Source organism: Geobacillus sp. WSUCF1, from assembly GCF_000422025.1.
GTDB classification, from domain to species: Bacteria; Bacillota; Bacilli; order Bacillales; family Anoxybacillaceae; genus Geobacillus; species Geobacillus zalihae.
In genome coordinates, this window is the sequence record NZ_ATCO01000177.1 from 1 (window position 1) to 8,851 (window position 8,851).

Consider the following 8,851-nt stretch of genomic DNA (forward strand, 5'->3'; position numbering starts at 1 on the left):
CTTCTTCATTTTCAATTTTCGCGATAATTTGGATATGTAAGGCGTCATTCGCCTCGAGCAGCTCGCGGATTTCGAGCACATCAGACGCCCGTCGCACAAACGAGGCGGCGATGAAGTCGATGCCTTGGCGGATGCCAAATAAAATATCGGCTCGGTCCTTCTCGGTGATGCCCGGCAAATTGACACGCACGCCGGGGACATTGACCCCTTTTTTGTTTTTGAGCACACCGGTGTTTAGGACGGTCGTGACAATTTCTCCAGCTTGCTTGTCGACCGCGTTGACTTCAAGGCCGATCAACCCGTCGTCCAGCAAAATTTTCGAACCAACGGACACATCATCGATCAGCCCCGGATAGGTGACGGAAATTTTTTCCGGCGTGCCGAGCACTTCGCTCATCGAAATGATGAGCTTTGCCCCTTCCTTCAGTTCGATGGCGCCGTTCTCCATATTGTGCGTGCGGATTTCCGGGCCTTTCGTATCGAGCAAAATGGCGACCGTTTGGCCCGTCCGCCTCGCCGCCTCGCGAATGTTGGCGATGCGCCGCCCGTGTTCCTCATGATCTCCGTGCGAAAAGTTGAGGCGCGCCACGTTCATCCCCGCTTCGATCAATTGCACGAGCTTGTCTACGCTCTCGCTTGCCGGCCCGATCGTACAGACGATTTTCGTTTTCCGCTTCATCACTTCTTCTTCCTTTCCCCTCGGGAATTAAATCGACAGCTCTTTCGACAATGTATACATCCGCTGATCGACCGTATGTGTTTTCGCCAACGCTTCGGCAATGTCATGGTCAACGATTTGGTTGTTTTGAATGCCAACGCAGCGGCCGCCTTTGCCTTCAAGGAGCAGCTCGACCGCACGGGCGCCGAGGCGGCTCGCTAACACGCGGTCAAACGCCGTCGGCGATCCGCCGCGCTGCACGTGGCCAAGCACCGTCACGCGCGTCTCAAAGCCGGTCGCCTCTTGAATTTGCCGGCCGAAGTCGACGCCGCTGCCGACTCCCTCGGCGACGATGATGATGCTGTGTTTTTTGCCGCGTTCATGGCCGCGCTTCAAGCGAGCGACGATGTCGTCCATGTCGTAGTCCGCTTCCGGAATCAAAATCGTCTCCGCCCCTCCGGCAAGCCCCGACCATAGCGCAATATCGCCGGCATGGCGGCCCATCACTTCGACGACGTACGTCCGCTCATGCGACGTCGCCGTGTCGCGGATTTTGTCAATGGCGTCAATGACCGTATTGAGCGCGGTGTCAAAACCGATCGTAAAATCGGTGCCTGGAATGTCGTTGTCGATCGTCCCGGGCACGCCGACGCACGGGAAGCCGTGCTCCGTCAATTTTTTCGCCCCTTGATACGACCCGTCGCCGCCGATGACGACCAGCCCTTCAATACCGTGCTTTTTCAGCTGCTCGATCCCCTTTTTCTGTCCTTCTTCCGTCTTAAACTCCGGGCAACGCGCGGTATAAAGGATGGTGCCGCCGCGATGGATGATGTCCCCGACGTCCCCGACTTCCAGCTTTTTGATATTGCCGGCGATCAACCCGGCATACCCGTGGTAGATTCCGTACACTTCCACCCCATGGTAAATCGCTTTGCGGACGACAGCGCGAATGGCCGCATTCATGCCCGGCGAGTCGCCGCCGCTTGTCAACACACCAATCCGTTTCATCATTTCCACCTCGTTTGCATCGAATTGCACACGTCCGACCTCATACGTCTTCTTGAACATCCCTAATGTACCATGAACAACAGCGGAACACAATATAGAAGCGATCGCTGAAACGGCTTACAAAAGTGGATTTTTTCACGATAGAACAAAGCTGTCCCGCGACGGAGACAGCTTTTTCCTTATCTTGCCCGAATCGTTTCCGGCAAAAACGACACTTGGCCCATTTGTTTAAATTTTTCATAGCGCTGCCGGACGAGCTCTTCGCCGTCAAGCGCCAACAGCTGTTTGAGCGAACGGCGCAGCACGTGGTCAATTTCTTTTGCCTGCTCGTCGGCGTTGCGATGAGCGCCGCCTTTGACTTCTGGAATGATTTCATCGATGACGCCGAGCGCCTTTAAGTCATGAGCGGTGATTTTCATCGTTTCCGCCGCCCGCTGCGCCAATGAGGCGTCTTTCCACAAAATCGCCGCCGCCCCTTCCGGCGAGATGACCGAGTACGTCGAGTTTTCAAGCATATGGATATGATTGCCGACGCCAAGGGCAAGCGCCCCGCCGCTTCCGCCCTCTCCGATGACGATGCAGACGACAGGCACCGTAAGCCCAGCCATTTCAAACAAGTTGCGGGCGATCGCCTCGCTTTGCCCGCGCTCTTCGGCCGCTTTGCCCGGGTAGGCGCCTTTCGTGTCGATAAAGCAGATGATCGGCCGCGAAAACTTTTCTGCCTGCTTCATGAGCCGCAACGCCTTCCGGTATCCTTCCGGATGCGGCATGCCAAAGTTACGGCGCAAGTTTTCTTTCGTATCTTTGCCGCGCTGATGGCCGATGACCGTCACGGGGAGTCCGTCGTATTTGGCGATGCCGCCGACGATCGCCTCGTCATCGCCAAAGCAGCGGTCGCCGTGGCACTCAAGAAAGTTCGTAAACAACCGCTCGATGTAATCGAGCGTCGTCGGCCGCTGCGGGTGGCGGGCGATTTGCACGCGGTCCCACGGCGTCAAATTCGCATAAATCTCGTTTTCCAGCTTGGCGAGGCGCGCCTCAAGCTTTTCGATTTCCGCCGATAAATCGACATCCGCCGTTTTCATGAACTCTTTCAACTCTTGAATTTTGCGGCGCAGCTCGACAAGCGGCTTTTCGAATTCTAATTCCGCCACCATCCCTCTTCCCCTCCTTTTTGATGAAGATCCAAGACGACCGCAAGCGTTTCTTTCAGCTCGTGGCGGTGAATGACGGCATCAAGCTGCCCGTGCTTCAGCAAAAACTCCGCCGTCTGGAAATCGTTCGGCAGCTCTTCGCGCACCGTCTGCTCGATGACGCGGCGGCCGGCAAAACCAATGAGCGCCCCCGGCTCGGCAAAGTTATAATCCCCAAGCGAGGCGAAACTCGCCGATACACCGCCGGTCGTCGGGTGGGTCATGACGGAGATGAACAAGCCGCCGTCGTTGCTGAACCGTTTGAGCGCCGCGCTTGTTTTCGCCATTTGCATGAGGCTCAACACCCCTTCCTGCATGCGGGCGCCGCCGGAAGCGGTGAAAATGAGAAACGGCATCTGCTGTTTGTGCGCCCGTTCGACGGCGCGGGTGATTTTTTCGCCGACGACCGAGCCCATGCTGCCCATGCGAAACGATGAATCCATGACAGCAATGACGAGCGGATGGCCATAAAGCGCTCCTTCGCCGGTGACGACCGCCTCGTTCAGCCCTGACTTGCGCCGGTCTTCTTCCAGTTTTTCGATGTAGCCCGGAAAGCCGAGCGGATTGACCGAGATCATATCGGCGTCATACTCGCGGAAGCTGCCGTCATCAAGAAGGCTTGCAATCCGTTCACGCGCCGGCATCGGATGATGGTAGCCGCAGCTTAGGCAAACGCGCAAGTTTTTGATCAACTCTTTTGTATACATAATTTTCTTGCATTGCGGACATTTCGTCATCACGCCTTCCGGCACTTCATGCCTCGCTTGTTCTGAAGGCAGCGGTGCATACTTTTTCTTTTTCACAAACAAGTCTTTCCACACGAGGGAGCCCCTCCTTTGCGTTTTCGCCTCTCTACTACTTTATCGAAAATGGACATCATTGTTTGTCAAACGATGTCCGGCCCGTTTCGACAACGGCGAAGGCCGTTGCGCCTCCCAGACGGCGACAGTCTCCGCCGGATCTTGCCTTTCCAAAGCGGCGAGCAGCTGTTCATAACCGGCGTCGGCAAGGGGCGGCTCGGGCGCAAATGAAGCGGCAAACCCCGACAGCACCCGCCAAATGCGGGCGAGCAAAACATTGCCAGCCGCTTCCACCACCGTCTCGAAAAACCGCGCGAAATCAATCGGTTTTTGACGAACGATTTTTTTCAACTCGTCTACGTCCTCCGCGCTCCGGCGCCGACACGCAAGCGCAAGCAACAGGCGCTCGATGAGCCATTTTGTTTCCGCCAAATCGGCCTTCGCCCGTTCGTTTTCCAACAAAAACATCGCCAACAGGTCGATCAGCTGGTGGCTGCCGACCTCACGCCTATACCTCCCCTCGCCGCGCCGCGTTTCAATCAAGCCGAGAAATTCAAGCGCCCGCAACGCCTCGCGCACCGATGAACGCCCGACGCCGAGCCGTTCGGCCAGCTCGCGCTCCGACGGCAGCTTGTCGCCAGGGGCTAGGTTGTCTTCCGCCATCATGCGGTGGATATGTTTCAACGTCTCGGCATACACGTTCTCCTCTTTGATACAATGACCCCTCTCCTTCGCTTCATCCACTGGTCTGACCACCTAATGGTTATACGATATAACAAAATAGCGAAATAGTAAAGGGTGACTTATTTGACAGCGACGCGCCCAGCACCGAATAGAGAGAGCAATTCGTCGACAAGCGGCGCGGTGAAGTCAACCGCATACCGTTCCGGCAGGCGGAGAAGCTTCCGCTTCGCTTCGTCGTATAAATAAACCGGAATGCTTCCGTGGTGTTGTTCGAGCAGCTGCTTCAACGCCGCAAGCCGCGGTCCATCCGATAGCGCATGGCCTGCGTTAATATACAGCGCTGACACGAGCAGGCGCTCGGCGCGGCGAATGATGAGCTGACGCCGTCCGCCGCGCACCTCAATCGTTCCGGCAAGCAATACAAACTGTCCTTCTTTCAATACGTCCGCCGCGCGGCGGTAAACGTTCGGAAACGCCACCGCCTCCAATTCCCCGCTCTCATCGCCGACGGTGAAAAACGCCATTTCTTCACCCTGCTTTGTCCTCGTTTTCCGTATGCGGACGACCGCTCCCCCGACTACAGTTGACGGACCTTGCACATCGGCAACACACACCGCCCCCGCCGCTTGCAGCAACGGGCGGCACACCGCCGCCGGATGCGGGGTGACGGCGAAGCCAAGAAACTCCGCTTCCCGCCGCCGCCGTTCGGACAAAGGCCACGAATGTGCGGCAGCATATTTCGGTTTTAACGACAGCCCTCCGGCTTGCAGCGCCTGAACCCATTGCGCATGTTCGATCGCAATGTCAATGCTGGCAAGAAGCGAAGCCCGATCTGCACCGAACTCGTCAAACGCCCCAACGGAAATGAGCGCCTCGAGCGCCGGGCGCCCGAGCCCTTTTGGCAGCAAGCGAGCAGCGAAATCAAAGAAGTCGGCAAACGGTCCGTTCGCTTTCCGCTCCTCGACAATCAGCTTCGCCGCCGAGCCGACTTGCTTCACCATCGCGAGCCCAAGGCGAATGGCGCTCCCCTCCACAAAAGAGCGAAAACCGCTTTTGTTGACCGACGGCAAAAGGACGTTGATCCCTTTTCGCGCCGCCTCCCAATAGTATACCGCCGCTTTTTCTCGGTCGCCGGAAGCATTGGTGAGCATGACCGCATAAAAACAAAGCGGGTAATGAGCTTTCATATACGCCATCGCATACGACAACAGCGCATAGCTGACCGCGTGGCTTCGGTTGAAGCCGTAATCGGCAAAGCGGACGATGTGTCGGTACAGTTCCTCGGCGACTGCTTTCGGATAGCCGTTCGCCACGCAGCCGGCGACAAACGCCTGACGCTGCTCAGCAAGCAGCGCTTTCTCTTTTTTCGCCACCGCCCGGCGAAGCACGTCCGCTTGTCCGAGCGAAAATCCGGCAAGCCGGGCGGCGATTTGCATAATTTGCTCCTGGTAGATCAACACCCCGTATGTGGGCGCCAAAATCGTCTCAAGATCAGGATGGGCATAGGACACCGGCTCTTCCCCGCGCTTGCGCCGGATGTAAACGGGGATCATTTGCATCGGCCCTGGCCGATACAAGGCATTGACGGCGACGACATCTTCCAATTGCGACGGCCGCAGCTCGGCGAGCACACGCTTCATCCCGCTTGATTCCAGCTGAAAAATGCCGTTTGTATCTCCAGCGCCAAGCAGCGCGTACGTTTTTTCATCATCAAGCGGCAGCGTGCGGATGTCAAACGGCTTTCCTGTCTGCCGCTCGATCAAACGCACGATCTGCTCGATCAACGTGAGCGTGCGCAAACCGAGAAAATCAATTTTCAGCAATCCAAGCGCTTCAAGCGCCCCCATCGCGTATTGCGTCAGCGGCCATTCGCCATGGCTTGGCTGCAGCGGCACGAAGCGAACGAGCGGCTCCGGGCTGATGATGACACCAGCAGCGTGGATCGACGTATGGCGCGGCAGCCCTTCCAGTTTTTGCGCAACAGCCAGCCACTCTCTCCCTTGCGGAACCGCTGCCACCGCTCGCCGAAAAGCGGCGGACTCGGCATGCCATTGGCGGAGCGTCACACTTTGTTTGCTCGGCAAGAGCGCCGCAACCTGTTCCGCCTCCCGCCCAGGGACGCCAAGCGCTTTGGCCGTCTCGCGCAGCGCCGCTTTGGCGCCGAACGTGCCGAACGTAATGATTTGCGCAACGCGGTCGCGCCCGTATTTATCCGCCACATAGCGAATCACTTCTTCGCGCCGGTCATCAGGAAAATCCAAGTCAATATCCGGCACCGACGCCCGCTCCGGATTTAAAAACCGTTCAAACAAAAGCCCATACTTGATCGGATCGACATCGGTGATCGACAATGCGTAGGCGACAAGCGACCCGGCCGCCGAACCGCGGCCCGGGCCGGTTAAGATGCCGCGCCGGCGGGCGTAGGCGAGCACATCGGCGACGATCAAAAAATAGTCGCTGAAATGAAGCGACTGAATCACATCCAGCTCATGCGAAAGCCGACGCCAGTAGCGCTCATCGGCCGACGGCACGCGTCGGGCGAGCCCTTGTTCCGATAAGCGGCGCAAATAACTGTCGGCCGTCTCTCCGTCCGGAACGGGATACGCCGGCAGCCGCCAGCCGCCAAACTCGATCTGCAGCTCGCATTGATCGGCGATCGCCAGGCTGTTCTCGAGCGCCTCCGGCAAGTCCGCAAACCGGCGCGCCATCTCCTCTGGCCCCGCCAAATAGCGGCCGTTATCGTCCTCAATGTCAGCGAGCAGCGCGCCGCGGCCGATGGCCTGCAAGCAACGCCACGCCACGGCATCGCTGCGCTCCACGTAACGGACGTCGTTCGTCGCCACGATCGGGACGCCGGTTTCCTCCGCCAGCTGCAACAACCCGGCTTCATATGGGGCTCGCGTTTGCTCGCCGCGCTGAACGGCGACATACAGCCGTCCTGGAAACAGCTGATGATAGCGGCCAAGCGCCTCTTTCGCCCGCTCCCATTCGTCGGCGGCCACAAGCGACTCGACGCGTCCCTCGCTTCCGGGAGTGATGGCGATGATGCCGCCGCTTAAGCGCACAAGAGCGGCTTCCTCCATATGCTTTGTTTCCCCCATTTGCATCATGGTGCTGATTTCAAGCAAATGGCGATACCCCTCTTCATTGGCGGCCAAGAGCACGAGCGGGAACGCTTCCTCCCCAGAAAGAGCGACATCAGCCGTCACGCCGATAATCGGGCGAATGCCGTTCTGCTTGCATTCCCGGTAAAACGGAATAGCGCCATACAACACATTCCGGTCCGTGAGCGCGAGCGCTTGATAGCCGAGCTGTTTCGCCCTCGCTGCAAGCGCCTCCACCGCCGCCGCACTTTGAAACAAACTGTATCCGCTCAACACATGCAAGTGGACGAACATCATGACCATCCCTCCCTCATCCGTGCGCTTGACGGGCGAAAACTTTTCTTTCGGCTACATACTCCGTCCACCCTATTGATATACATAGATAAGAGAGAAAGAAAGGGCGGGGAAACGCATGAACGAAAAAGCGGCCTTCTTGCCGGCGTTTATTCAAAGCTATTTTATCGCCGTCGGCGTGCTGCTTGGCGGCGCCATCATCGGCGCGCTCGGCGCGTTTTTGAGCGGCGGCCAGCCGCTGACGGCCATGTACCGATTTGCCGGCGATTTGCGCATTTGGGCGGTCGTCGCCGCCATCGGCGGGACGTTTGACACGTTTTACGTCGTTGAGCGAGGGCTGTTTTTAGGGGAAACGAAAGACATCGTGCGGCAATTTTTGCTCATTTTGTCCGCCATGGGCGGAGCACAGACCGGAGTGGCGATCATCACGTGGCTGACACAGGAGCACATTTCGCCATGAGAATTCCTCCGTATTACCAATACCCGTCATGGCAGCGCTTTTTTGCCGGCGCGGCGATCGGAGCGCTCATCAGTTGGTTTGTCTTTTTGTATATGTTCGGCGTCTTGCAGGAAAAACAAGTGCGGCACGTCAATGAGCTCAACGAACAGATCGCCGATTTGCAAAACGAAATTCGCATTTGGCAGGAAGACTATATTCATTACAATAAGGAAATGAAAAAAAAAGCTGACCGTTCAGGACGTTTCCGTCCATCTCGCCAACGCCGAGCAATATAAACTTGATTCATACACGACGTTTCGCATTGAAGACAGCGTCAAAGAAGATTTGTCCCATTTGATTACGAAAGATATCGAAACGGTGTACAACAGCCGCGAACTGATTGAGCGGGCAATTGAAAACAAAACGTATACGATCCACGAGAAGACATACCGGCTTGAACTTCACACACTCACGATCTTTACCTTGTTGGCCGTCGAAGTGAAACTGACGCCGCTTTCGTAGAGCGCGCCTTGCCGCCCCATTCCGCCGCGGTGGAGTGCCAAACAAGCGCGTCTTGCGGGAAAAGAGGGTGTCCCGAAAGCCTTCGGGACGCCTTCTCCTATCAACATGACGCTTCATTTGAAACAACAACTTTGTGACATACTCCCACC

7 protein-coding genes and 1 pseudogene are annotated in these 8,851 nt (G+C 57.2%); 2 read left to right on the forward strand and 6 right to left on the reverse strand.

The window, feature by feature from the left end; all coding sequences use genetic code 11:
* From I656_RS02000 to dnaE, 6 genes are all read right to left on the reverse strand, one after another.
* Positions 1–679, reverse strand: a 679-nt coding sequence (locus I656_RS02000) for a pyruvate kinase (protein WP_020756492.1), incomplete at its 3' end; no start/stop codon positions are given.
* Between the two features lie 27 nt (positions 680–706).
* A complete protein-coding gene (gene pfkA / locus I656_RS01995) occupies positions 707–1,666 on the reverse strand; it encodes a 6-phosphofructokinase (RefSeq protein ID WP_025039132.1) in 960 nt (319 codons plus the stop codon).
* 179 nt (positions 1,667–1,845) lie between these two features.
* Entirely contained in the window at positions 1,846–2,823 is a 978-nt protein-coding gene (gene accA / locus I656_RS01990; protein ID WP_020756495.1) for an acetyl-CoA carboxylase carboxyl transferase subunit alpha, read from the reverse strand.
* The gene (gene accD, locus I656_RS01985) at positions 2,808–3,680 is read right to left on the reverse strand and encodes an acetyl-CoA carboxylase, carboxyltransferase subunit beta (protein ID WP_020756496.1); all 873 of its coding nucleotides are present in this window, start codon (positions 3,678–3,680) and stop codon (positions 2,808–2,810) included. Before accD ends, accA begins: the two co-directional genes overlap by 16 nt.
* A 39-nt stretch (positions 3,681–3,719) precedes the next feature.
* Positions 3,720–4,403 carry a FadR/GntR family transcriptional regulator gene (locus tag I656_RS01980; protein WP_081132763.1) on the reverse strand — a complete coding sequence of 228 codons (684 nt, stop codon included), beginning with the start codon at positions 4,401–4,403 and terminating at the stop codon, positions 3,720–3,722.
* Positions 4,404–4,462: 59 nt separating this feature from the next.
* A complete protein-coding gene (gene dnaE, locus I656_RS01975) occupies positions 4,463–7,744 on the reverse strand; it encodes a DNA polymerase III subunit alpha (RefSeq protein ID WP_033006558.1) in 3,282 nt (1,093 codons plus the stop codon).
* A 115-nt stretch (positions 7,745–7,859) separates the two neighbouring features.
* Here dnaE and I656_RS01970 point away from each other — a divergent pair, with 115 nt between their 5' ends.
* Complete coding sequence (locus tag I656_RS01970; protein ID WP_011232219.1) at positions 7,860–8,201, forward strand: YtrH family sporulation protein; 342 nt, start codon at positions 7,860–7,862, stop codon at positions 8,199–8,201.
* Positions 8,198–8,702, forward strand: a pseudogene (gene ytrI, locus I656_RS19980) (sporulation membrane protein YtrI). Before I656_RS01970 ends, ytrI begins: the two are co-directional and overlap by 4 nt.
* Positions 8,703–8,851 lie beyond the last annotated feature (149 nt).